Origin of the sequence: Luteimonas vadosa (assembly GCF_039543545.1) — a bacterium.
GTDB lineage: Bacteria > Pseudomonadota > Gammaproteobacteria > Xanthomonadales > Xanthomonadaceae > Luteimonas > Luteimonas vadosa.
In genome coordinates, this window is the sequence record NZ_BAABJY010000001.1 from 711,297 (window position 1) to 733,594 (window position 22,298).

22 protein-coding genes and 1 pseudogene are annotated in these 22,298 nt (G+C 71.2%); 16 read left to right on the top strand and 7 right to left on the bottom strand.

The window, feature by feature from the left end:
- Positions 1-345 precede the first annotated feature (345 nt).
- Positions 346-1,227, bottom strand: a complete 882-nt coding sequence (locus ABD970_RS03250; protein ID WP_345294057.1) for an undecaprenyl-diphosphate phosphatase — start codon at positions 1,225-1,227, stop codon at positions 346-348.
- Between the two features lie 256 nt (positions 1,228-1,483).
- Here ABD970_RS03250 and glnA point away from each other — a divergent pair, with 256 nt between their 5' ends.
- Complete coding sequence (glnA, locus tag ABD970_RS03255; protein ID WP_345294058.1) at positions 1,484-2,893, top strand: type I glutamate--ammonia ligase; 1,410 nt, start codon at positions 1,484-1,486, stop codon at positions 2,891-2,893.
- Positions 2,894-3,003: 110 nt separating this feature from the next.
- On the opposite strand, the gene ABD970_RS03260 is transcribed toward glnA, so the two are convergent.
- Positions 3,004-4,740, bottom strand: coding sequence for an O-linked N-acetylglucosamine transferase, SPINDLY family protein (locus ABD970_RS03260; RefSeq protein WP_345294059.1), 1,737 nt, complete (start codon positions 4,738-4,740; stop codon positions 3,004-3,006).
- A 97-nt stretch (positions 4,741-4,837) separates the two neighbouring features.
- Between ABD970_RS03260 and ABD970_RS03265 the strand changes: the two genes are divergently transcribed.
- The 7 genes and pseudogenes from ABD970_RS03265 to ABD970_RS03295 all read left to right on the top strand — a co-directional run bounded on the left by ABD970_RS03265 (position 4,838) and on the right by ABD970_RS03295 (position 10,534).
- Positions 4,838-5,587, top strand: coding sequence for an N-acetylmuramoyl-L-alanine amidase (locus ABD970_RS03265; RefSeq protein WP_425563030.1), 750 nt, complete (start codon positions 4,838-4,840; stop codon positions 5,585-5,587).
- Positions 5,584-6,003: a hypothetical protein gene (locus tag ABD970_RS03270; protein WP_345294060.1), complete on the top strand. Its 420-nt coding sequence runs from the start codon at positions 5,584-5,586 to the stop codon at positions 6,001-6,003. The genes ABD970_RS03265 and ABD970_RS03270 overlap by 4 nt, the downstream gene beginning before the upstream one ends.
- Positions 6,004-6,095: 92 nt before the next feature.
- Positions 6,096-7,115: pseudogene (locus ABD970_RS03275) on the top strand (two-component system sensor histidine kinase NtrB); the annotation flags it as partial.
- Positions 7,116-7,233: 118 nt separating this feature from the next.
- Positions 7,234-8,676, top strand: coding sequence for a nitrogen regulation protein NR(I) (gene ntrC / locus ABD970_RS03280; RefSeq protein WP_345294061.1), 1,443 nt, complete (start codon positions 7,234-7,236; stop codon positions 8,674-8,676).
- Positions 8,677-8,815: 139 nt separating this feature from the next.
- Complete coding sequence (locus tag ABD970_RS03285) at positions 8,816-9,340, top strand: superoxide dismutase family protein (protein WP_425563031.1); 525 nt, start codon at positions 8,816-8,818, stop codon at positions 9,338-9,340.
- A 103-nt stretch (positions 9,341-9,443) separates the two neighbouring features.
- Positions 9,444-10,052: a superoxide dismutase family protein gene (locus ABD970_RS03290; RefSeq protein WP_345294063.1), complete on the top strand. Its 609-nt coding sequence runs from the start codon at positions 9,444-9,446 to the stop codon at positions 10,050-10,052.
- An 89-nt stretch (positions 10,053-10,141) separates the two neighbouring features.
- A complete protein-coding gene (locus ABD970_RS03295) occupies positions 10,142-10,534 on the top strand; it encodes a GNAT family N-acetyltransferase (protein WP_345294064.1) in 393 nt (130 codons plus the stop codon).
- 105 nt (positions 10,535-10,639) lie between these two features.
- Here ABD970_RS03295 and ABD970_RS03300 read toward each other — a convergent pair whose 3' ends face one another.
- Positions 10,640-11,530 carry a hypothetical protein gene (locus tag ABD970_RS03300; protein WP_345294065.1) on the bottom strand — a complete coding sequence of 297 codons (891 nt, stop codon included), beginning with the start codon at positions 11,528-11,530 and terminating at the stop codon, positions 10,640-10,642.
- Positions 11,531-11,606: 76 nt separating this feature from the next.
- On the opposite strand from ABD970_RS03300, the gene ABD970_RS03305 reads away from it, so the two are divergent.
- The 3 genes from ABD970_RS03305 to ABD970_RS03315 all read left to right on the top strand — a co-directional run bounded on the left by ABD970_RS03305 (position 11,607) and on the right by ABD970_RS03315 (position 14,488).
- On the top strand, positions 11,607-12,884 hold the full coding sequence (locus ABD970_RS03305; RefSeq protein ID WP_345294066.1) for an acetyl-CoA C-acetyltransferase: 1,278 nt from the start codon (positions 11,607-11,609) through the stop codon (positions 12,882-12,884).
- A 175-nt stretch (positions 12,885-13,059) separates the two neighbouring features.
- Positions 13,060-13,536 (top strand): nuclear transport factor 2 family protein, encoded by a 477-nt coding sequence (locus ABD970_RS03310; protein WP_345294067.1) that lies wholly within the window; start codon positions 13,060-13,062, stop codon positions 13,534-13,536.
- Between the two features lie 7 nt (positions 13,537-13,543).
- On the top strand, positions 13,544-14,488 hold the full coding sequence (locus ABD970_RS03315) for an alpha/beta hydrolase (protein WP_345294068.1): 945 nt from the start codon (positions 13,544-13,546) through the stop codon (positions 14,486-14,488).
- Positions 14,489-14,644: 156 nt separating this feature from the next.
- On the opposite strand, the gene ABD970_RS03320 is transcribed toward ABD970_RS03315, so the two are convergent.
- From ABD970_RS03320 to ABD970_RS03330, 3 genes are all read right to left on the bottom strand, one after another.
- Positions 14,645-15,892 carry a heme biosynthesis HemY N-terminal domain-containing protein gene (locus tag ABD970_RS03320; protein ID WP_345294069.1) on the bottom strand — a complete coding sequence of 416 codons (1,248 nt, stop codon included), beginning with the start codon at positions 15,890-15,892 and terminating at the stop codon, positions 14,645-14,647.
- A 120-nt stretch (positions 15,893-16,012) separates the two neighbouring features.
- On the bottom strand, positions 16,013-16,987 hold the full coding sequence (locus ABD970_RS03325; protein ID WP_345294070.1) for a uroporphyrinogen-III C-methyltransferase: 975 nt from the start codon (positions 16,985-16,987) through the stop codon (positions 16,013-16,015).
- A gap of 73 nt (positions 16,988-17,060) precedes the next feature.
- Positions 17,061-17,861, bottom strand: a complete 801-nt coding sequence (locus ABD970_RS03330) for a uroporphyrinogen-III synthase (RefSeq protein ID WP_345294071.1) — start codon at positions 17,859-17,861, stop codon at positions 17,061-17,063.
- Between the two features lie 92 nt (positions 17,862-17,953).
- Between ABD970_RS03330 and ABD970_RS03335 the strand changes: the two genes are divergently transcribed.
- From ABD970_RS03335 to ABD970_RS03355, 5 genes are all read left to right on the top strand, one after another.
- The gene (locus ABD970_RS03335) at positions 17,954-18,412 is read left to right on the top strand and encodes a YiiD C-terminal domain-containing protein (RefSeq protein WP_345294072.1); all 459 of its coding nucleotides are present in this window, start codon (positions 17,954-17,956) and stop codon (positions 18,410-18,412) included.
- Between the two features lie 34 nt (positions 18,413-18,446).
- A complete protein-coding gene (locus ABD970_RS03340) occupies positions 18,447-18,884 on the top strand; it encodes a hypothetical protein (RefSeq protein ID WP_345294073.1) in 438 nt (145 codons plus the stop codon).
- Positions 18,885-19,358: 474 nt separating this feature from the next.
- Entirely contained in the window at positions 19,359-19,796 is a 438-nt protein-coding gene (locus ABD970_RS03345; RefSeq protein WP_345294074.1) for a rhodanese-like domain-containing protein, read from the top strand.
- 55 nt (positions 19,797-19,851) lie between these two features.
- Positions 19,852-20,376, top strand: a complete 525-nt coding sequence (gene secB / locus ABD970_RS03350) for a protein-export chaperone SecB (RefSeq protein WP_345294075.1) — start codon at positions 19,852-19,854, stop codon at positions 20,374-20,376.
- Positions 20,377-20,499: 123 nt separating this feature from the next.
- Positions 20,500-21,510, top strand: a complete 1,011-nt coding sequence (locus tag ABD970_RS03355) for an NAD(P)H-dependent glycerol-3-phosphate dehydrogenase (RefSeq protein WP_345294076.1) — start codon at positions 20,500-20,502, stop codon at positions 21,508-21,510.
- A gap of 112 nt (positions 21,511-21,622) precedes the next feature.
- On the opposite strand, the gene ABD970_RS03360 is transcribed toward ABD970_RS03355, so the two are convergent.
- The gene (locus ABD970_RS03360) at positions 21,623-22,207 is read right to left on the bottom strand and encodes an OmpO family porin (RefSeq protein ID WP_345294077.1); all 585 of its coding nucleotides are present in this window, start codon (positions 22,205-22,207) and stop codon (positions 21,623-21,625) included.
- Between the last annotated feature and the right edge of the window lie 91 nt (positions 22,208-22,298).

The following is a 22,298-nucleotide window of genomic DNA, read 5'->3' on the forward strand; positions in this document are numbered from 1 at the left end:
CAAGGCTTGTGCGACGCGGATGCCCAGCAGGGCGCCGGTTCGCAGAAAAACGGTGCTAGGGACAATTAATCTGGGCGACAATTGGCACAGGTTCAGCTACGACGCGCTGGACAATGTGAAGTCGTGGACCTTGGGCGGGGTGAAGGATTCCGGGAAAAAGGTGTCAGGGACAATTAACCTGCGCCCGTGACGCACAAGGCCCGCACCGCGGGTCTTATTGTTTCTGAAAGTGCCACTTTTTGCGCCCGCTTTTTACCCCGCCGGCAACCACGGGAAAAAGGTGTCAGGGACAATTAACCTGGGATCGCAGATGTTTCAGGGCGACAATTGGCACCGGTTCTAGGGCTAACGACCTGTTGCTAGCCAAACCAAAAGCCCGACCCCCAACACCACCCGATACACCGCAAACGCGGTGAACCGGTGCGTCTGGATGTAGCGCAGCAGCCACTTGACCGCGATGAAGGCGGTGATCGCGGAGACGACGAAGGCGATGGCGAGGATTGTCCAGTCCTCGTGCGCGGCCTGGCCGCTGGCGACGACGTCGATGAGTTCATAGCCGGTCGCGGCGAACATGGTGGGGATGCCGACGAGGAAGGCGAATTCGGTGGCGGCGACGCGGTTGGTGGTGCCGAACAGCAGGGCGACGAAGATCGTGGCCGCGGAGCGCGAGGTGCCGGGGAAGACGCCGGCTACCACCTGCGCGACGCCGACCAGCACCGCGACCAGCCAGGTGATCTCGCTGCGCTCGCCGAGCGTGCGGGCGCGGCGCGCGGCGAGGTGCTCGGCGGCGACCATCCAGAAGCCGCCCAGAACCAGCGCCCAGGCGATCGGGGCGATGGCGTTGTCCAGTTCCCAGCCCAGGCGCTTGACCAGCAGGCCCAGGACGGCGGTCACGCCGAACGCGGCCGCCAGCTTGAAGCCGTAGTCGCGCGCCATGGCGGGATCATCGGTGTGGCCGCCGTCGGCACCCGGCATCTGCACGCGTCGGCCCAGGAAGCCGGCCGCCAGCGCCCACAGCCGCTGCCGGTAGATCAGGACCACGGCGAGGATGGCGCCGGCCTGGATGGCGATGTTGAACAGGTCGCTGCGGTGCCCCAGCCAGTGCTCGGCGATCAGCAAGTGGCCGGTGCTGGAGATCGGCAGGAATTCGGTGATGCCCTCGATGATGCCGAGCAGGACGGCGGCAAGGATTTCGTCGAGGGAGGCGACGCCGGCAAGGGGTGGCATGCAGGTCCGGAGCGTGGGCGAAACCGGAAGGATAGGCCTTCGAAGGGGTCGGGTTCATTCCCCCGGGGCGGGGATTGAACACAAAGCCCTCGGAAGGCGGAATGGCACCGCGGTGGTGCAAACGATGACCCGGTAGCACCAGCGAGGTGCGCCCCAGGCGACCGTGGCCCGGATTCGCCATAAAGATCAGTCGGTTACAAGTTGGCACGCGGCTTGCAATACCAACGGATATCCCACCCAGCCCAGGAGCTCCACCGTGTCCATCGACCACGTCGAAAAACTCATCAAGGACCACAAGGTCGAATTCGTCGACCTGCGCTTCACCGACGTGAGGGGCGTGCAGCACCACGTCACCTACCCGGCGTCGATCGTCGACGACAGCCTGTTCGAGGACGGCAAGATGTTCGACGGCAGCTCCATCAGCGGCTGGAAGGGCATCAACGAGTCGGACATGGTGCTGCTGCCCGACGCGGACACCGCGATCATCGATCCGTTCACCGCCGATCCCACCCTGATCCTGGTCTGCGACGTGCTCGACCCGGCGACGATGCAGGCCTACTCGCGCGATCCGCGCGGCGTCGCCAAGCGTGCCGAGGCGTTCCTGAAATCCAGCGGCATCGCCGACCAGGCGTTCTTCGGCCCGGAGCCGGAGTTCTTCATCTTCGACTCGGTGCGCTACAGCAACGAGATGGGGCACACCTTCTATCACATCGATTCGGAGGAGGCGCACTGGAACTCGGGCCGCGAATACGAGGGCGGCAACACCGGCTACCGGCCCGGCATCAAGGGCGGCTACTTCCCGGTCGCGCCACTGGATTCGCTGCACGACATCCGCGCCGAGATGTGCAAGACGCTCGAGGCCGCGGGCATCGAGGTCGAGGTGCACCACCACGAGGTGTCCAACGCCGGCCAGTGCGAGATCGGCACCAAGTTCAACTCGCTGGTCAAGAAGGCCGACGAGCTGCTGACGATGAAGTACATCATCAAGAACGTGGCCTTCCGCAACGGGAAGACCGCGACGTTCATGCCCAAGCCGATCGTCGGCGACAACGGCAGCGGCATGCACGTGCACCAGTCGCTGGCCAAGGGGGGCACCAACCTGTTCACCGGTGACGGCTACGGCGGCCTGAGCCAGATGGCGCTGTGGTACATCGGCGGCATCTTCAAGCACGCGCGCGCGATCAACGCCTTCGCCAACTCGACCACCAACTCCTACAAGCGCCTGGTGCCCGGTTACGAGGCGCCGGTGATGCTGGCGTACTCGGCGCGCAACCGCTCGGCGTCGTGCCGGATCCCGTACGTGTCCAATCCCAAGGCGCGGCGCATCGAGGTGCGCTTCCCCGACCCGATGCAGTCCGGCTACCTGACCTTCGCCGCGCTGATGATGGCGGGCCTGGACGGCATCAAGAACCAGATCGACCCGGGCGGCCCCAGCGACAAGGACCTGTACGACCTGCCGCCGGAGGAAGAGAAGAACATCCCGCAGGTGTGCGCGTCGCTCGACCAGGCCCTGCAGGCGCTCGACGAGGACCGCGAGTTCCTCAAGGCCGGCGGCGTGTTCACCGACGACCTCATCGACAGCTACATCGCGCTGAAGATGAAGGAAGTCACCGCCTTCCGCGCGGCGACGCATCCGCTCGAGTACCAGATGTACTACACGATCTGAGGTTCCAGGCGTCGACGAGTCATGACGCAGCACACCGACAGCCCGGCACGCGCCGGGCTGTCGTCGTTTGTGGTCCGCCGTCGGCCGTCCGGTTTGACGGCAGTCAACGGCTACCGCATCCGGTCGGCGACGACCTGTTCCAGCGTGGTGCTGAAGCCGTCGGCAAAGGCCTTGCCGTCGAGCAGTCCGGCGGCGCTCATTCGTTCGCGCATCCCGCTGCGCAAAGGGGTGAGCCGGTCGAGGTCCCGTGCGAGCTCCGATCCGATGCGGATGAACGCGTCCGCGTCGCCTGCAACGAGCGCGTCGAGCCCAAGCGCCTGCATCACTGACGCTCCCATGCGCGCGGCCATGCGCTCGCCGGGCAAGGTCAGCACCGGCGCGCCCTGCCACAGCGCCTGCAGGCTGGTCATGCCGCCGTTGAACGGCAGCGGATCGAGGGCGACGTCGACGTCGGCGTAGCGGGCGAGGAACTTGCCAGTATCGAGTTCCGGCGGCAGCAGCACGATGCGCGCGGGGTCGATGCCCTCGGCCTTGAAGCGCATCCACACCGCGTTGCGCACGCCTTCGTCGCCCAGCCCCATCGCGCTCATTCGCAGGCTGGCGTCCGGCGCTTCCTGCAGCAGCCGCGCCCACAGCCGCACGGTGGCGGGCGACAGCTTGGCAAGGTGGTTGAAGCTGCCGAAGCGGATGGGGCCGTCGCCACGCGGCAAGACGAACGGGGCCTCCTGGTCTGGCTGGAAGCAGAACAGGTGGCCCGGCAGCCGCAGCGCGGCCTCGTGCGCGGGCAGCTGCGCGTCATCGGGCAGGGTCACGGCGTCGCCGATCAGTCCGTCCATCGTCGGCAGGCCTGTGGGATGCAGGTAGCCCAGGTAGCCCAGCTGCAGCGGCGCGCAACGCGTGGCGAACAGGCCGGGCCGCCCGCCGCTGGAGTAGCCGGCCAGGTCGATGGCGACGTCGATCGCGTCGCGCTGCATGGCATCGAACAGCATGGCGTCGGGCCAGCCCTTGCTGTCGCGCCACTCCGCGAATGACTGCCGCAGGCTGTCGCCGTGCGCGTCGCGGCCGGCATCGCTGTAGGCGATGGCGTGGATGCGCTGGCGGTCGAGGTGCCGGACCAGGGGCGCCATCAGCAGGCCGACGGGATGGCGGCGCAGGTCGGGCGAGACGAAGCCCACGCGCAGCGGCCGGCTGCCCCGCGCATAGGGGCTGCGCGCGGACATGCGCTTGCCGGTCAGCGCCTGGATCCGGCTGGCGACGGCGCGATGCCGGTCGAGCGTCCGGCGGGCGGGTTCGTCGAGGTAGAGCGCATCCATCGCGGCGTTCTGCAGCACCGGCAAGGAGCCGGGCATCGCCGCCAGCGTGGCCTCGACGTCCTCCAGCGCGCGTTGCGCTTCGCCCGCCGACATCCAGGCCAAGCTGCGCGCCTGCCGCACGCCCCATGCCGTCGGCTTGCGTTGCAGGCAGGCCTGCGCGACCTGCAGCGCGGGCGTGATCGCGAAGCGATCGGCCAGGTGTTCGACCAGGATGCTGGCGGCGATCTCCTCGCCAGGATCGAGTGCGACCGCGCGTTGCGCCATCCGGCCCGCGCGTTCCGCATCGCCGGATGCCTGCGCCACCGCCGCCCCGAGTGCGTGCACGCGCGCCGCGTCGGGGCGTATCGCCAGCGCCTCGTCGATGGCCTGCAACGCGCGCGCGCCCTGGCCCAGCTGGATCGCCACCAGGGCCAGCAGCTGCAGCGCTTCGTCGTCGCCCTGCAGGGTCGGCGCGTCGACGAGGATCTGCAGCGCCTGCGCATGGCGGCCGGCGGCGTATTGCTGCTTGGCCTGGTTGGCGAGCGCGCTGGACATCGCGACATCTAATCACAGCGCGGTGCACGCCGGCACGCCCCACCGAGTGCGCGCGAGTGCCCGCGAGGCACGGGTCGCCCGCGTTACCATCCGGGCCATGGCACGGCACGTCGCAATGCGGATCACGCTGTTCGCCGCGCTGCTGTGGCTGCTCGCCGGCTGCGCGCACGGGCCCGCGCGCAACCCCATGGCGCAGTGGGTGCCGTCGCCCAACCACGAACCGCGCAAGCCGCAGCTGGTGGTGGTGCATTACACCGAGCAGGATTCGGTGGAGCGCAGCCTGGACACCTTGCGCACGCGCAACCGCTTCGGCCGCGTCAGCGCCCACTACCTGGTCGGCCGCGACGGCGCGCTGTACCAGCTCGTCGCCGACGAGGACCGCGCGTGGCACGCCGGTGCCGGCCGCTGGGGCACGATCACCGACGTGAATTCGGCCTCGATCGGCATCGAGCTCGACAACGACGGCGCATCACCGTTCCCGAAAGCGCAGATCGACACGCTGCTGCGCCTGCTCGACGACCTGTGCACGCGGCATCGCATCCCGCGCCACCAGGTCATCGGCCACGCCGACTTGGCGCCGGCGCGCAAGCGCGATCCCGGGCCGCTGTTCCCATGGCGGCGGCTGGCCGAGGCAGGCTTCGGCACCTGGCCCGATGCCGATGCCACCACTGAAGCGGTGCCCGAAGGCTTCGATCCGTTGCTCGCGCTACGACTGCTGGGGTATTCGATGCGCGAACCCGATGCCGCGATCCGCGCCTACCGGATGCGTTACCGGGGCGACGAGGCCGACACGCTGGACGACAGCGATGTGCGCATCCTGCATGCGCTGGTTCGGCAGTACCGGTGATCGTCCGCGCCTTGCGTGGCGCATTTTGCGTGCTGGCCGTCGCCTCGGCGGCCTGTGCGCCCGAGCCACGGGTGGACGAGGATCCGCGCCTGCGCCGCTACCTGGAGCAAACCGTCGCGGCATGGGTCCAGGGCGGGCGCTGCGCCTCCGAGGGCTTGGGTCGGGCGGGATCGACGGTTTACGTCTGGGCGCTCTGCCGCTCGCCGGCGAACGGGCAGGGCATGTCGCTGCCGGTCGCGATTGCGCTCGACCCGTCCGGCCGTCCGGTCGCCCATCGCATGCCGCGCGACGGCAATCGGCACGCCACCGACTTGGACGCGTTCTTCCCCGCCCCGGTCCGCGCCGCGATGCGTAACGGGCAAGCCGAGCGACTGCGCAGGCTCGAACGGCGCCTCCGGGCCGACGAACAGGACTAACAATGCGGCGGGCAGGGGGCGGTGCACTCGCCTGCGCCTGCGCCGCCCCCTGAGGGGTCCCACGCCGGGCAGCGATGCACTACATTGGTGCAATGCCGCTCGACCCCGCCTACGACCAGCTCAGCACCCCATTGGCGCGCGTCGACGCCGCCGGACGCGTGGCGGCCGTGAACCTGGCGTTCGCGCAGTGGCTGGGGGTCAGCGCCCGCCGCCTGCCGGGCCTGCCCCTGTCGGCGCTGGAGTTCGAGGGCGATGCGCTGGGGCGGGCGTCCGGCATGACGCACGGGCCACGGTCGAGCCTCCGCCTGCAGCGCTTGTCGATGGCGTTCCCCGGGGCGGCGCCGCGCTTCGCCGATGTCTGGCTGAGCCCGGTCGACGAGGACGCGGGCTGGCTCCTGGAGGCGCACCCGGTCGAGGAATTCCCGGGCGGCGACCCGGTGGCGGCATTGCCGATGGCGTTGTCGGCAGCGCTCAAGGGCCTGGCCCATGAATTGCGTAACCCGCTGGCCGGACTCAAGGGCGCGGCCCAGCTGCTGGCTCGGCGTGTCGATGGCGGCGAGGCGGGCGAGCTGGTCGAGCTGATCGGCTCGGAGGTCGATCGGCTCGCGCAGCTGCTCGACCGCATGCTGGAACCCGCGCCGCCGCAGCCGCATGCCGAGGTCAACATCCACGCCGTGCTCGAACGCGTGCTGCGGCTGGCCGAAAGCGACGCCGGCTGGGCGGTGAAGCTGGTGCGCGACTACGACCCCAGCCTGCCCGAGCTGCTCGGGGACGCCGACCGCATGATGCAGGCCGTCTGGAACCTGGTGCGCAACGCCATCGAGGCCGGCGCCGGCGAGGTGGTGCTGCGCACCCGCGCCGAACACGGCGCGCGCATCGGCGACGCGCTGCATGCGATGGCGCTGCGGCTGGAGGTCGTGGACGACGGGCGCGGCGTGCCCGAATCGCTGGCGGAGCAGGTCTTCCTGCCGCTGGTGTCCGGACGCGCCGAAGGCACCGGGCTCGGCCTGGCGTTGTCGCAGCAGGTCGCGCGCGAGCACCGGGGCACGCTGGCCTATCGCTCGCGCCCGGGGCACACGGTGTTCACCCTCGTGCTGCCGTACCCGGCCGGCGTCCGGGCGGGCGACGAAGACACCGTCAACGGTGCCGCGGCCACGGGCACGGACACCGACACCGACACCGGCACCGACGCGTCCGGCGCTGGCGTGGCCCCGCAGGAGGCGACGGACGATGGACGCTGAGGCGGCAACGGTCTGGGTGGTCGACGACGATCGCGCGGTGCGCTTCGTGCTGGCCACGGCGCTCCGGGAGGCCGGCCATGCGGTCACCGCGTTCGATTCCGCGCAGGCGGTCCAGGCCGCGCTGGACGCGGGCACCCGCGCGCCCGACCTGCTGTTCACCGACGTGCGCATGCCCGGCGACGACGGCCTGGTCCTGCTCGAACGCCTCAAGCGCGCGCACCCGCGGCTGCCGGTGGTGGTGATGTCCGCCTACACCGACATCAGCAGCACCGCCGGCGCGTTCCGCGGCGGCGCCGCGGAGTTCCTGTCCAAGCCCTTCGACATCGACGAGGCGGTCGCGCTGGCCGGACGCGCGCTGGCGCAGCGCGAGCAGTCCCCCGACACGGCCGTCGCGCCCGAACCCGCCGAGGACGACCGGCTGATCGGCGAAACCCCGGCGATGCAGCAACTGTTCCGCGCCATCGGGCGGTTGGCGCAAGCGCCGCTGTCGGTGCTGGTCACCGGCGAGACCGGGACCGGCAAGGAACTGGTAGCGCGCGCGCTGCACCGCGAGTCGCCGCGCGCGCGCAAGCCCTTCGTCGCGCTCAATACCGCGGCGATCCCGGCCGAGCTGCTGGAGAACGAGCTGTTCGGGCACGAGGCGGGCGCGTTCACCGGGGCGCAGAAGAAGCACGTCGGCCGATTCGAGCAGGCCGACGGCGGGACGCTGTTCCTGGACGAGATCGGCGACATGCCGGCCTCGCTGCAGACGCGGCTGCTGCGGGTGCTGGCCGAGGGCGAGTTCTTCCGCGTCGGTGGCCGCGAACTGATCCACGTCGACGTGCGCGTGGTGGCGGCCACCCACCAGGACCTGGACGCGCTGGCGGCTGAGGGCCGCTTTCGCGCCGACCTGCTGCATCGGCTCGACGTCGTGCGGCTGCACCTGCCGCCCTTGCGTGAGCGTCGCGACGACGTGCCGCGGCTGGCGGCGCGTTTCCTGCGCGCGGCCGCGACGCGGTTCGACACCGCGCCCAAACGCTTCGGCAAGCCCGCGCTGGAACGGCTGCGCGCGTACGACTGGCCGGGCAACGTGCGCGAGCTGGAGAACCTGTGCTGGCGCCTTTCGGCGCTCGCGCCCGGCGACGTCATCACGCCGGCGGACCTGGGCGACGCGCTCGACGGCGGCCGTCGCCGCGAGCCCGGCGATTGGGACGCTGCACTCAAGGCATGGGCGCGGGATCGTTTGGCCGCTGGCGACGACGGCCTGCATGCCGAGGCCCGGGAACGTCTTGACCGCGTGCTGCTCGACGCCGCGCTCGAACACACCGGCGGTCGTCGCACCGAAGCCGCCGCACGGCTGGGCCTGGGCCGCAACACGCTGACGCGCAAGCTCGGTGCGCGCGGCAAGCGCACGCGGCGCCAAGGGAAGGACGGATCGTCGTCGCCGACCTGACGCACGGGCGCGAGCGGCGGCAGCGTGTCGCCGGTGGATCGATGGCCACGCCCGGGTAGGGCGACATGCAGCACCGGTTTCACCGCGCATGCAGCTTGCGATGGGTAGCGTACGGGCCCCGACCGCCATTTGCCTGCCCATGCGCCTTGCGTGCCTTGCCTTCGCCCTTGCCCTGACCGCGGGCTGCGCCAGTACGAACCGACCTTCCGCGGTGCACCGATCCGCGGCACCGCCAGCGCCGCTGGCCACCGTCGGTACCGCGAACCTCGCGATCGCCAACCTGTCCGCCGCGTCCGGCACGCTGGTCAGCGGGCGGCTCTTCCTGCGGCCCGCGGAGGGCGGCGTGCGCATCACCGGCACCCTCGGCGGGCTCCCGCGCAAGAGCGGCCACGGCTTGCAGGTGCATGAGCGCGGGGATTGCAGCGCGGTGGATGCGCGCAGCGCCGGTGCCCCGTTCGAGCCCCTGGCCCCGGGGCAAGCGGTGGGTGGACGCATCCTGTCGGACGCGAAGGGCGTGGCCGAAATCGACCTGCTCCTGCCCGGCGTGGTCCTCGGCGGCGGTGCACGCAACGACATCGCCGGCCGTGCGCTGGTGGTGCTGGGTCCCGAACCCGGCCCGGCCCCGGCGCGCAGGGCCTGCGGCGTCATTCGCGTGCAGCCCTGATCCCTGGCGGTACGCGCGCGGCGAGGTTGCATTCACGGCATCCGAACCCGCCCCGCGCAATCCTCGGCCTCCGTCCCGCCATTCCGCGTCCGGAGGTCAACTGATGCGATCCATCCCCGCCCCGAGGACATCGAGGACACCGCTGTTGCTCGCATCACTGTGCATGGCGCTGGGCCTGGGCGCCTGCGATCGCCAAAGCGCGCCGGAGCCTGCGGTCGTCGATGACGCCGCGCCGGCCCCCGCCGCCGCGCCCGCCGAGCCCGGTGCGACCGCGATCCTGGCCGCCACGCAAGGCAATGCGGTCAACGGATCGCTGCGATTCGAAGCCGTCGACGGCGGCGTGCACGTCACCGGGCAGGTGGTCGGCCTTGCGCCCGACAGCAGCCACGGCTTCCACGTGCATGAAACCGGTGACTGCAGCGCGCCCGACGGCAGCAGCGCAGGCGGGCACTTCAATCCGGCGGGCAGCCGTCATGGCCGGGTTGGCTCGCCGCCGCACCATGCCGGCGACAGTGACAACCTCCAGGCCAATGCCGATGGCGTGGCGGCCGTCGACAACCACCTCGGAGGCGCCACGCTGGGCGACGGTTCGGCCACGGACATCGTCGGCAAGGGCGTCATCGTGCATGCCGGTCCGGACGACTACAGCACCCAGCCCACCGGCGATGCCGGTGCGCGCCTGTCCTGCGGCGTGATCGAGGCGGCGCGCTGACCGCGGGCGCCTCCCCCGTCGAACCGGGTCCGTGCGTCCGCGAGGCGGAGGTCGGCGACCTGTACTGGCTCGCCGAAGGCGCCATCGCCTTGGCCTGGGAGACAGAGAAGAAGCGGCTCGATCCCGTGACCGTGCGCCAGGGCATCGCCGCCGGCCTGGCCGATCCGGGCAAGGCGCGCTATTTCGTCGCCGAATCCGCGGGCGAGCCGCTGGGCACCCTGATGCTGACGCGCGAATGGAGCGATTGGCGCAACGGCGCGTGGTGGTGGATCCAGAGCGTGTACGTGGGCGAGGCCTACCGTCGCCGCGGCGTGTTCGCGGCGCTCTACCGGCACGTGGAGTCGCGGGCACGCGCCGCGCCCGGGGTGATCGGCTTGCGCCTGTACGTGGAGCACGGGAACGAAGCCGCGATGCGCACCTACCAGTCGCTGGGCATGCGCGACGCCGGATACCGCATCTACGAGTCCGAGGCCCCGCAGTAGCGCCGGCTGCAGCGGGCGCGTCGCACGGGGCCTGCGGTCCACGCTGACGCGCATCGAACCCGGGCGCACGCAAGCACTCGCCGAGCCGCCAAGGATTCCGAGCCGCTAAAGGTCCTGGGACGCATCCCCGCTGCAGTGGGCGAACGTCACCGGCACCGCGTGCGCCTGCAACACGCTGGCGAACTGGCGTTGCCGCGCCTCGAACCGCGCGTGGCTGCGCTCCAGCGTCGCCGCGTCTCCGTCCGAATCGCCGGCATAGCGACGACGCCAGCGGTCGACCGGGAACAACGCGATGCGCGCTTCGCCATCGACATAGCGCAACAAGGGTTCCGGCGGCGCGTCCAGCCAGGCCTCGCGCCCCGGCGCGAGCAACGCGGTCTCCAGGATCGGCCACAACGGTGCGAGCCCGGCGTGTTCGTATTGCAGCGCCGTCATCGCGCACAGGTCGTGCAGTGTGAGGTAGCGCGCGTGTTCGATGCGCAGGCCGAACGCTTCCTGCATGGCCAGCGCGGTGTCGGCCGCCGCCATGCCCCGTTCCATCAATGCCGATTCGAACGCGGTGGCGACGCGCGCGACTGTCGCCGCATCGCCATCGAGCACGAACGGCACCAGCCGCAGCGGGCCGCCCGCGAACTCGGGCGCCGGCGAAAGCGTGCCCGGCATCCGACCCTCGTGCGTGCCGAACGCGACGATGCGGCCGTCGTCGCCCTGCCTGCCGCCGGGTGCGCGGGCTGCGAGTTGCCGCAATGCCTCGTGCAGCGGCCAGCCCGGGCGCAGCAACTCGACCGGATCGTAGTGCGCGGCCACGGTGGCCAGCTGCAGGCGCGCCGCGTCGGCATCGTGCGTGGCGAGGTCGCGCGCGACCAGGGCCGCGAGCGCGCCGGCTTCGCGCTGCGACAAGGCGTCGCGCGCAACCTCGCTGCCGGGCGTCAGTTCAAGCGCCAACGCGCCCAGGACACGGGTCTTGGCGGTGGCCGCGGGTTCGCTCGTCGTCATTTGCCGTGCGCATCCCCGGCGCTAAACTGCGCGCATTATGCCCGCCGCGGATCGCGGGCGGTCACGAGGAGTCCCGATGCAGCATGGTCGTCCCGTCGCCGTCCTCGGCGGCGTCCGCATCCCCTTCTGCCGGCAGAACACCGCGTATGCCGACGTCGGCAACCTCGGCATGTCGGTACGCACCCTGGGTGCCCTGGTCGAGAAGTTCGGCCTCCACGGCCAGCAGCTGGGCGAAGTGGCGATGGGCGCGGTGATCAAGCACAGCAGCGACTGGAACCTCGGCCGCGAGGCGACCTTGTCCTCGGGGCTGTCGCCGCTCACGCCAGGCATCACCCTGCAGCGCGCCTGCGGCACCTCGCTGGATTCGATCATCGCTGTCGGCAACAGGATCGCCACGGGGCAGATCGAATCGGGCATCGGCGGCGGCAGCGACTCGACCTCCGACGTGCCCATCGTCTACGGCAAGTCATTGCGCCGGCGCCTGCTCGCCGCCGCGGCGGCCAAGACCTTCGGCGACAAGCTGCGGACCTTCAAGGGCTTCTCGCCGCGCGAACTCAAGCCCGACTTCCCGGGCGTCGCCGAGCCGCGCACCGGCAAGTCCATGGGCGAGCACTGCGAGGACATGGCCCGCCAGTGGAGCATCAGCCGCGATTCGCAGGACGAATGGGCGGCCGGTTCGCACCACAAGCTGGCCGCCGCCTACGAGCGCGGCTTCTTCGACGACCTGGTGGTCAGCTTCCGCGGCGTCTCGCGCGACAACGTGCTGCGCCCGGACACCTCGATCGAGAAGCTGGCGACGCTCAAGCCGGCGTTCGACCGCACTTCGGGCAACGGCACGCTCACCGCGGGCAATTCAACGCCATTGACCGACGGGGCCGCCGCCTGCCTGTTGTCGACCGACGAGTGGGCGGCGCGACACGGCCACGAGGTGCTGTGCCACCTGCGCGATGCGCAGGTCGCGGCGGTCGACTTCGTCCATGGCGAGGGCCTGCTGATGGCGCCGACCGTCGCCGTGCCGGAGATGCTGGCGCGCAATGGTTTGTCGCTGCAGGACTTCGACGTGTACGAGATCCACGAAGCCTTCGCCGCGCAGGTGTTGTGCACGCTACGGGCCTGGGAGAGCGAGGACTACTGCAGGAACCGCCTCGGACTCGCGCAGCCGCTGGGCCGCATCGACCCGGCGAAGATCAATCCCAACGGCTCCTCGCTGGCCACCGGACATCCCTTCGCCGCCACCGGCGCGCGCATCGTCGCCACCGCGGCGAAGGCGTTGCAGGCGCGCGGCGGCGGACGCTGCCTGGTCTCGATCTGCACCGCCGGTGGCATGGGCGTGGTGGCGATCCTGGAGCGCTAGTCGGCCGCTCTCGTGCAGCGGCTGCACGAAGACTGTCACCAGGCGCGAGCCGCGCGCCAGGCATGAGCTCCGGGCGGTGCGGTGACGGTGCTACGGAAGGGAGCAAGGCGTGCGTTGTCCTGTCCGCCCCATGGCATCCGTTGGAGAGGAGCGGACACCAACGAAGGAGGCGCCCGTGCGCATCCACGCTGCCCACCCCGTCGTCATTGCCGCCTGCATGCTGCTGGCTTGCCTGCCAGCGGGCTCGGTGGGCGCCCACGATCCCGATGCCGACGCGTTGCTGGCGCTCAACCGCCAGATGATGGAAGACCTGGTCCTCCGGCAGGATCCGTCGACCCTCCTCGCGCACGCGCACCCCGACTACCGGATCATCGCGCCCGGGGGCCGCGTGGAGACCAAGGAGGAAACCAAGGCCGGCGCCACATCGATCGTCGCCCGGGGGATGGACATCACCCAGGAGCAGGTCCACGTCGTCGACGACACGGCCGTGGTCATTGGCAAGATCGACATCGACGGCGTCATGCATCCCGTCGGCGCGTTGCGCCCTGCCAAGTTCATGTCCGTCTTCGTGCGGCAGGACGGCACGTGGAAGATCCTTTCGCGCGCGCTGACGCCCTGCATCCCGATGGCGATCGAACGCGGCTTCTGCTGAGGGCGTCGTGGGCAGCTTCCTGCAACGCGTCCTGCTGGCGATCGCCGCCCTGCTGGCCTTGCCGGCGGCGGCCAGTGGCGCCGGGTCGCCGCCGTCCGCGGATGGCGCCGCGCCCCACGTGGAGCAGCGCGCCTTCCGGAGCGAGGCCATGGGCCGGGACATCCCGTTCCACCTGTACTTGCCTGAGGCGTACAAGTCAGATCCTGCGCGGCGCTTTCCCGTCGTCTACTGGCTCCATGGCTCGGGGGGCTTCCCCCCGGGCGTCATCCGGATGCTCGCGGGGCGCTTCGACGCGGCCATCGCCGAAGGCCGCATCCCGCCGCTGCTGGTCGTCTTCCCCGATGGCCTGGGCGAAAGCATGTGGGTCGATTCGAAGGACGGCCGCCTGCCGATGGAGCGGATCTTCGTCCGCGAACTCGTTCCCCATGTCGATGCGACGCTCCGCACCGTGGCTACGGCGCGGGGACGGCTCCTGGAAGGCGGCAGCATGGGCGGCTACGGCGCTGCGCGCCTGGGGCTGAAGTATCCGGAGCTGTTCGGTGCCGTGTCGATGATCAACGCCGGTCCCATGCAGGAAGTGCTCGAACCCCGGAACGCGCCGAGCGCCGGCGAAGCCAGGGCCCGTGCCACGCTGGACCGGGTGTACGGCGGCGATCCGGACTATTTCCGCGCCAACAGCCCGTGGGTGCTGGCGGAGGGGACCGAAGAAGCGGCCAGGAAGCGGCTGCGCTTCCGGCAGATCGTCGGCGGCGAGGACCCCGTCCTGGACGCGAACCGGCGTTTCTCGAGGCATCTGTCTGCCCTCGGAATACCGCACGACTACCGGGTCCTGCCGGGGGTCGGGCATTCACCGGCGGCGGTCTTCCCGGCCCTGGGCGAATGGTACTGGTCGTTCTTCGCGGAGGCGTTCCAGCAGCCGACGCCGGCGGATCCGTCGGCCTCGCGCCCGTAGCGGCGGGCGGAAATCCAATCGAACGACGGCAGTCGTCGCCGAGGGTGCCAGGGCCAGACGACAGGCCTGGCCGGCTTGGCCGCTCGGTCAGAAAACGCCCGCCGGCTTGGCAGGCGTTGGCCTGGCCCGGGCCGGGAACGACGCTGGCCGTTCGCACTACTCCCGCAACCGGGGCATCCCGTGTTCGTCGCGCTCCTCGACCACGGCGCGGTCGCCGATCGTCTGCCGCAGGTCGCGGTCGGTGAACGGTTCGATCGCGTCGCCGCGGCTCGCGCGCAAGGCATTGGCATAGCACAGCCGCGCGTGCGCGTCGTCGCCTGCCGCCGCATAGCCGTGCCCGAACTCCTCCCACGCCTCGGCACCCGCGCCCTGCGCGAGCGCCCGGTGCAGGTAGTCCTCGGCCTGCGGCCAATGGCCCTGGGCGCGTTCGAGGCGGGCGAGGGTCAGCAACAGCGCCGGGCTCGCCGGGTGCGCCTTGAGCCAGCGCTGCGCGGCATCGCGGCGCTGGTCGATCCGGCCGATGGGCAGGCGCCCGTACTGCTCGGCCAGGTCCTCGTCCCAGCGGGTGTCGAGCGCATCCTCGATGCTCTTGGCCGCCGCCTCCTCCCAGCGCAGGGCGGCGGCGCGGTCGGCGTAGGCCCCGACGATGGCGGGGTCGGACTTGAGCTGCTTGGGCAAGGCTTCCCAGCGATCGGCCAGGACGTTGGCGTCCCGGGCTTCGCGCAGGGCCGCGGCGGACCACCGGCCTTGGTTGTCCGCCCACTGGGCCTCGGTCAGTGCGTTCTGCTGCTTGAGCGCGCCCAGCATTTCGTAGGCCTGCGCGGACTGTCCGGAATTCGCGAGCGCTTCCGCGCGCAGGGCGAGGCCGCGCGGCGGCAGCGGCTGCGCGGCGGGCGCGTCGAGCGCGACCAGTGCGTCGGTGGGGCGGCCATCGAGCAGGGCGAGTTCCGCGGTGGCGATGGCCCGCGAGGTGGCGGCACGCTCGCCCAACGCCGCCAGGTGCTGGCGCGCGTCCTCGGCACGACCCCGTGCCATCGCCGCCTGCGAGGCGCCGATGCGGGCCACGGCCGTGTCGTCGTCCTCGGCGGCCTGAGCCAGCAGCTTCTCGGCGCGCGCGTAGTGCCCGTGGTGCAGCGCCTCGAGCCCACCGCCCAGGCGCGCCCGAGCCTGGTGTTCCTTGCGGCCGCGCCACGCCCGGAACGGCAGGGTCAGCGCGGTCCACAGCAGCCACAGGGCCAGCAGGCCGGCGACGATCCCCACGGCCGCCCACAACACGGTGGTCGTGTAATCGGTGCCGCGGTAGCGCACCAGCACGTAGCCCGGATCCTGCGCCAGCAGGTGCCAGGCGAGCGCGCCGATGATCGCCAGCAGGATCCAGATCAACAAGTTGCGGAAAAGATTCATGGGCGGTTCTCCGGAAGCTGCGGCCACCCTAGCGTGGCGGGTGTCGCCGGGTTGTCGATGGGCAGAATTGACAGGCACCGATGGCCCAACGCTGGCCGCACGGCCCTGGAGAGAGTCGCGTCAATCCGGATCGCGCAGGCGCTGGAGTTGTTCGATGGTGCTGCCGAGGGTAGGCACGTCGAGGGCAAGCGGGAGTTCGCGCAGGGCGCGCAGTCGCTGGCGCTGGCCTTGCACCACCGGCGCGGGCCATAGGCGTTGCAGCCAGGCATCGGCGCGGTCGATCGCAGCGCGATACCCGGCAGCGTCGCGACGCTCCGCACTGGCGCGGGCCAGGCTGAGTTCCAGCTGCAAGGCGGCCAGGGCGGCGACACGGTCGGCGGGGTCGGAGGCGACCGACGCCTCGGACCGGCGCACGGCGACGATCCGGTCCGCGATCCTGCGCCACCAGGGCCGGGCGGCCGCCTGCGGGTCGCCTTCCGGCTGCAGCGTCAGGGGCGGCAGCTGCGCGGCGAACGCGTCGATCCGCTGCGCGGCCAGCGCCTTGGGGTCCGCGTCCATCGCTCCGAGCGCCGCGCGCTCCTGCTCCAGGGTCTGCCGCAGGTCGAGGAAACCGGGACCGGCGACGCCGTCCAGGCGCCGTGCCGCCATTGCGTAGGCGCGGCGGGCTCCGGCCAGGTCACCGGCCAGTTCCAGCCGCTGCCGTCCCTGGTCCAGCAGCCATTCCACCTCGTCCAGGCGCAGGGCCTGCGGGCCGGCATTCCGGGGATCGGACAACCTGTCCAGGCTGTCCTCGAGCAGCGCTGCGCGCTGGGCGATACCGAGCAGTTCGTCGCGCAGCACGCGATTGGTGTCGGTCGCCTGCCGCAGCCGCGCTGCCTGTGCACGTTGGTCGCGACGCAGTGCGTCGAGCCGACGCTCCAGCGATTGCAGCAGGAGCTGCTGCTCGCCCGCGGTGGCCACGCGTTCGGCCTGCACGGCCTGCCACTGCCGCCAACCCAGGCCGGTGGCAAGGACCACGGCGCCAAGGGCCAACAGCCAGAACAGCGCGGACGACCGTCGCGGCGGGGACGCGGGGGAGGGGGAATCGGGGGTCACGGGGGAGAGGGCAGCCGGGGGGCGGCGATAGAGTAAGCGCAATCGATGGTTCGCAGGCGGGACGACGGCGGATTCACGCGTCCCCGGGCGCCTTCGCGTGGCGCACGGCGGCGGCAACCAGTGCGGCGGGGGTGGCGTCCTCCGCACGCACGATCCGCTTGAACCCCTGTTCGCTGGCGAACTGGCGCAGGCGGTCGCTGGCCGCGACCACCCGGGCCGCCCGCAACACGCCCGCGGCGTCGGCGGGCAGCACGGACAGGATGCGCGCGAGCGCTTCCGCGCTGCTGAGCATGAGCCACGCCGGCGCGTCGAGCCGCCGCAGCCGCGCCACCACCCGCGGCGACGGCCGCACCGGGAGCCGTGCATAGACATCGGCACGCCGGACCTCCGCGCCCCTGTCCCGCAACCCGTCGGCGATGGCGCCCCGCCCGCCGGGCGCGGTGACCAGGCCCACCTCTCGCCCGCGCACGGCCTCGAGCTGCGGCATCGCCAGCAGCCCCTCGCTGTCCATCCGGGCAGGCGACGCGGCGTTCCGGATCCCCTGGCCGCGAAGGGCCCGCGCGGTACTGCCGCCGACGGCCAGCCAGGCCTGGCCCGGGCTTGCCTGCAGCGGCTGCAGCGCCGCAGCCGCCCGCACGGCGGCGGGACTGGTGAACACCACGTGCGCCGCCGCCAGCGCCGCGCGCAACGCATCGCGCGTGGCGGGGTCGTCGCGGAAGCCGATGCGCCACGGCGACAGCGCCAGCAACCGGGCGCCTCGGGACCCCGCCGCGCGCCGCAAAGCCCCGTGCCCGCCGACGGGACGCAGGGAGATGACGTAGCATCCCCGCAGCGGCGACGAGCTGTCGGTGGGTCGATCGGAGCGATGCGGCATCCCGCCAGCTTGTGCGCAGGTCACGTGCGCTGCAAGTTCGCCGTCGGCCTGCGGTCGCGCACGCCCCCTCCCCGATCGAGAGCCTGGCCCCGATGAGCCCGTCCGGCATTGCCCGCTACATCAACGGCTACCTGCAGGCGATGCCGCCGGTCGCCGCCATGGACCTGCGCTTCGGCGGGTACGAAGACGGCGTGCTGACCCTGGAGGCGCCACTGGCCACGCACGTCAACGACAAGGGCTGCGCCTTCGGCGGCAGCCTGGTGTCGATGATGACCCTGGCCGGTTGGGGCGTGGTGATGTTGCGCCTGCAGGAGGCCGGGATCGCCGCGGACGTATTCGTCGCCGACAGCGAGGTGAAGTACCTGGCGCCGTTGTTCGACGATCTCGTGGCCGATGCCCGCGTCGCCGACGACGCGGACTGGGACGGTTTCGTGTCCAGGCTCCGCGAGCGGGGCCGCGCCAGCCTGCCGCTGCTCGCAGGCGTGCGGCTGCCGGCCGGTGGCGTCGCCGCGGAATGCCGCTCGCGCTACGTCGCCGTCGCGAAGGGTTAGCATGGCCCGACGCACACCCCGAGGATTGGACGCCATGCGCAGCGAGCACGCCCCGCACCCCCGCCGTTGGCTGGCCCTGTGGCTGGCCGCCTGCCTGCCGCTGCTGCTCGCCGGTTGCGCCACCAGCGGCCAGATGGATGCCTTGGAGAAGGCGCAATACGCGTATTCCGCGGCGATCCGCTGGGGTGATTTCGAAGGGGCCTGGACGCTGGTGGACCCGGAGTACCGGGAGGAAAACCCGATGACCCACCTGGAGTTCGAGCGCTACAACCAGGTCCAGGTGTCGGGCTACCGCGACATGGCCAGCCAGGTCGGGGAGATGGTCGCCGCCCGCGAGATCGAGATCGGCCTGGTCAACCGCCACAACATGACCACCCGCTCGATGCGCTACACCGAACGCTGGCGCTACGACCCGGCCGCCAAGACCTGGTGGCTGACCAGCGGCTTGCCGGATTTCTGGGCGGGCGAGTAAAGCCGCTGGCGCGCTGGCGCGGTCGCGCCCGCCAGGGCGGGCAGGCGCCGCCCGGCGTCCACCTGGTCCAGCGGTCGTCATCGGCGCCGCGGGCAAGGCTCGCAAGGACTCGTCGAACGACAGCCTGATCCTGGCCTCGGTCATCCTGCGCTGGCCACTCCCCAAATCCTCGGCGGACCGGACGCATCTGGAGACGAACGGAGTGGCCCGGCGCGCGGTTCGGCGACGTCGACCTTCTGCCCCCTGCCTGTACGTCGACTCCACCTCCGACCGGGGATCCACCTGCCGCTGGCGGCCGGGGCGGCCAACCCCCGCCGCGCATTCGGTGACCCGTTTCGCCATGCCGCACCAGGGTCAACCGCCGTTCGCGCATGAAGTGCGGGGGCGAGCGGCCGGACGCGCGCCCGGCCCGTCTTTGCGCCGCCGCGGTCGAAAGGCGACAATCGCCGCCCGCCGTCGCCGCACTGGAACCCCGTGGATTTCGAGACCCTGCAGGCCTTCGCCGGCCGCCACCCCCTGTTGTCGCTGGCCCTGCTGGGGCTGACGGCGGCGATCCTGTACAACGAGTTCGCGGCGCTGTTCCGCGGCTTCAAGGGCTTGCGTCCGGCCGAGCTGACCGCGCTGATGAACCGCGACAATGCGCTGGTGGTGGACCTGCGGCCGATCGCCGACTACCAGAAGGGCCACATCCCGGGTTCGAAGAACGTGCAGGTCAGCCAGTTCGACCCCGAGAACAAGCAGCTGGCGGCCGCCAGGTCGCTTCCCGTGGTGGTGGTCTGCAAGGCCGGCCAATCGTCCACCGCGGCGGCCAAGCGGCTGAAGAAGGCGGGTTTCGAGCGGGTTTACGTGCTCGAGGGCGGCATCGGCGCCTGGCATCAGGCCGACTTGCCGCTCGCCAAGGGCAAGTCCTGATCGCCACAGTGCGATAATCGACCGCTTTCCACACGCATCCGCTGGAGTCCTCCCCATGTCCGACCAAGCCCTCAATGGCGGCGCCGCGCCTGCCGAAGCCAACACCGGCCCGCAGTTCAGCGTCGAGAAGATCTACGTCAAGGACGTCTCGTACGAGGCCCCGAATTCGCCGCAGGCGTTCAACGAACAGGAACAGCCGCAGCTGCAGATGAACCTCAACCAGCGCGTGCAGCGGCTGAACGAGAACGCGTATGAAGTCGTGCTCGGCATCACCCTGACCTGCAAGATCGGCGAGGACAAGACGATCTACGTGGTCGAGGTGCAGCAGGCCGGCGTGTTCGGCCTGGCGGGCTTCGACGAGCAGACGCTCGACGCCATGCTCGGCACCCATTGCCCGACCGTGCTGTATCCCTACGCGCGCCAGACCATCGGCGACCTGATCTCCGCCGGCGGCTTCCCGCCCTTCCTGCTGCAGCCGATCAACTTCGAGGCGCTGTACGCCGAAGGCCTGCGCCAGCGTGCCGCGCAGCCGCAGCCCGGTACCGATCCGGCAGACGGCGAGGCCGCCGGCAACGCCTGAGGTCGGCCCGATGACGGCTCGCCAATGCGCGCGCGAGCGGGACGGCCTGCGCGCCGTCCCGCAACCGTGCGCCGCAGGCCCGGTCCCATGCCGTTAGGCCACGACGAAGGAGCGGGTGACCGCATGTCCGTCGCGGTGCTGGGCGCCGGCTCCTGGGGCACGGCGCTCGCGGCGCTGATTGCGCGCCACGGGCACGACACCGTGCTGTGGGGTCGCGACCAGGCGGCGGTGGCGGCCATCGATGCCGCGCACGAGAACAGCCATTACCTCCCCGGGGTGGTGTTGCCATCGTCGCTGCGCGCCACGGCCGACCTCGGCGCTGCGCTGCGCGATGCCGGCATGGTGCTGGTGGCGGTGCCGTCGCATGCCTTCACCGAGACCCTGCACGCCCTGGCGCCGCACCGCCCGGGTCCGGCAGGCGTGGCCTGGGCCACCAAGGGGTTCGAGCCGGGCAGCGGGCGCTTCCTCCATGAGGTCGCGTCGGACGTGCTTGGCGACGGGGTGCCGCTTGCGGTGGTCACCGGGCCGTCGTTCGCCAAGGAGGTCGCGCTCGGCCTGCCGACGGCGCTGACCGTCCACGGCGACGACGAGGCCTTCGCGCAGGCCGTGGCCGACGTGCTCCACGGGCCGGCGTTCCGCGCCTACACCGGCGACGACATGCGCGGCGCCGAACTCGGCGGCGCGATGAAGAACGTGCTCGCGGTGGCCACCGGCGTCGCCGACGGCATGAACCTGGGCCTGAACGCGCGCGCCGGGCTGATCACGCGTGGACTCAACGAAATGCTGCGCCTGAACATCGCCATCGGCGGGCGCCCGGAAACGCTGATGGGCCTGGCGGGCCTCGGCGACCTGGTGCTGACCTGCACCGGCGACCTGTCGCGCAACCGCCGCCTGGGCCTGGCGCTGGGACGCGGGCAGACGCTGGAGGCCGCGGTCCGCGAGATCGGGCAGGTGGTGGAGTCGGTGCAGACCGCCGACGAAGTCATGCGCCTGGCGCAGCGCCACGGCGTCGAACTGCCGATCGCGGAGAACGTGCGCGACGTCCTCCACGGCGAGATCACCCCGGGCGAGGGACTGGCGCGCCTGCTCGCTCGCGAACAGAAGGCGGAATATCCGGGCAAGCTGTTCGACTGAGCCTCGCCCGCGTTCCGCAAAAAAAACCCCGGCCGTTCCGGGCCGGGGCGGGTCGCGACGAGGGGGAGAGAGAGACAGTCGCGAGGGTGGGGCAGGGTCCTGCGGGCAACGGTTACCAACTCAGGCGCGGGCCGACGAACCATTGGGTATCGTCGCCGGCAAACTTCACGTCGCCGTTGATCGACCAGCTCTGGTTGAACTTCACGTTGGCGCCCAGGCGACCGTAGAAGTCGCCGTCCACGTCGCTGCCGTAGTCCTCGAACCCGGCCAGCGCATAGCCCTCCAGGTGCTGGGCCAGCGCGCCGCGCACGCCGACCTCGGCGCTGTAGCCGTCGGCCTCGATGCGGTCGCCGAACAGGTCGCGGCCGGCATCGAACTTCTCGTAGGCCACGCGGGCGAGCAGGTCGGCCTTGGGCGAAATCTGGTGGTTGTAGCCCACGCCGGCGCGCCACTGGTCGAAGTCGAAATCGGTACCGTCGATTTCCTGGTTCGAGTAACCGCCGAAGACATGGAAGTTCGGGTGCACGGCGAACGAGCCGTCGACGCCGAAGCCGTCGGCATCGGCGCCATCGCCATTGGTCGCGACATAACCGCCCTGGACATAGTTGTAGGAGACGCCTTCCGCGGCGGTGGCCGCCAACGGCGCCGTGGCCACGAGGGCCATTGCGAGCAACAGCGGGGAACGGGATAGCTTCATGGGGGAACCTCTGCTTTCTTGTTTATGGGCCGGCCCGCGGGTGGCGGAAAGGGGGAGGAAACGCCGTCGGGCGGCCCGCCACCCGGGTCGG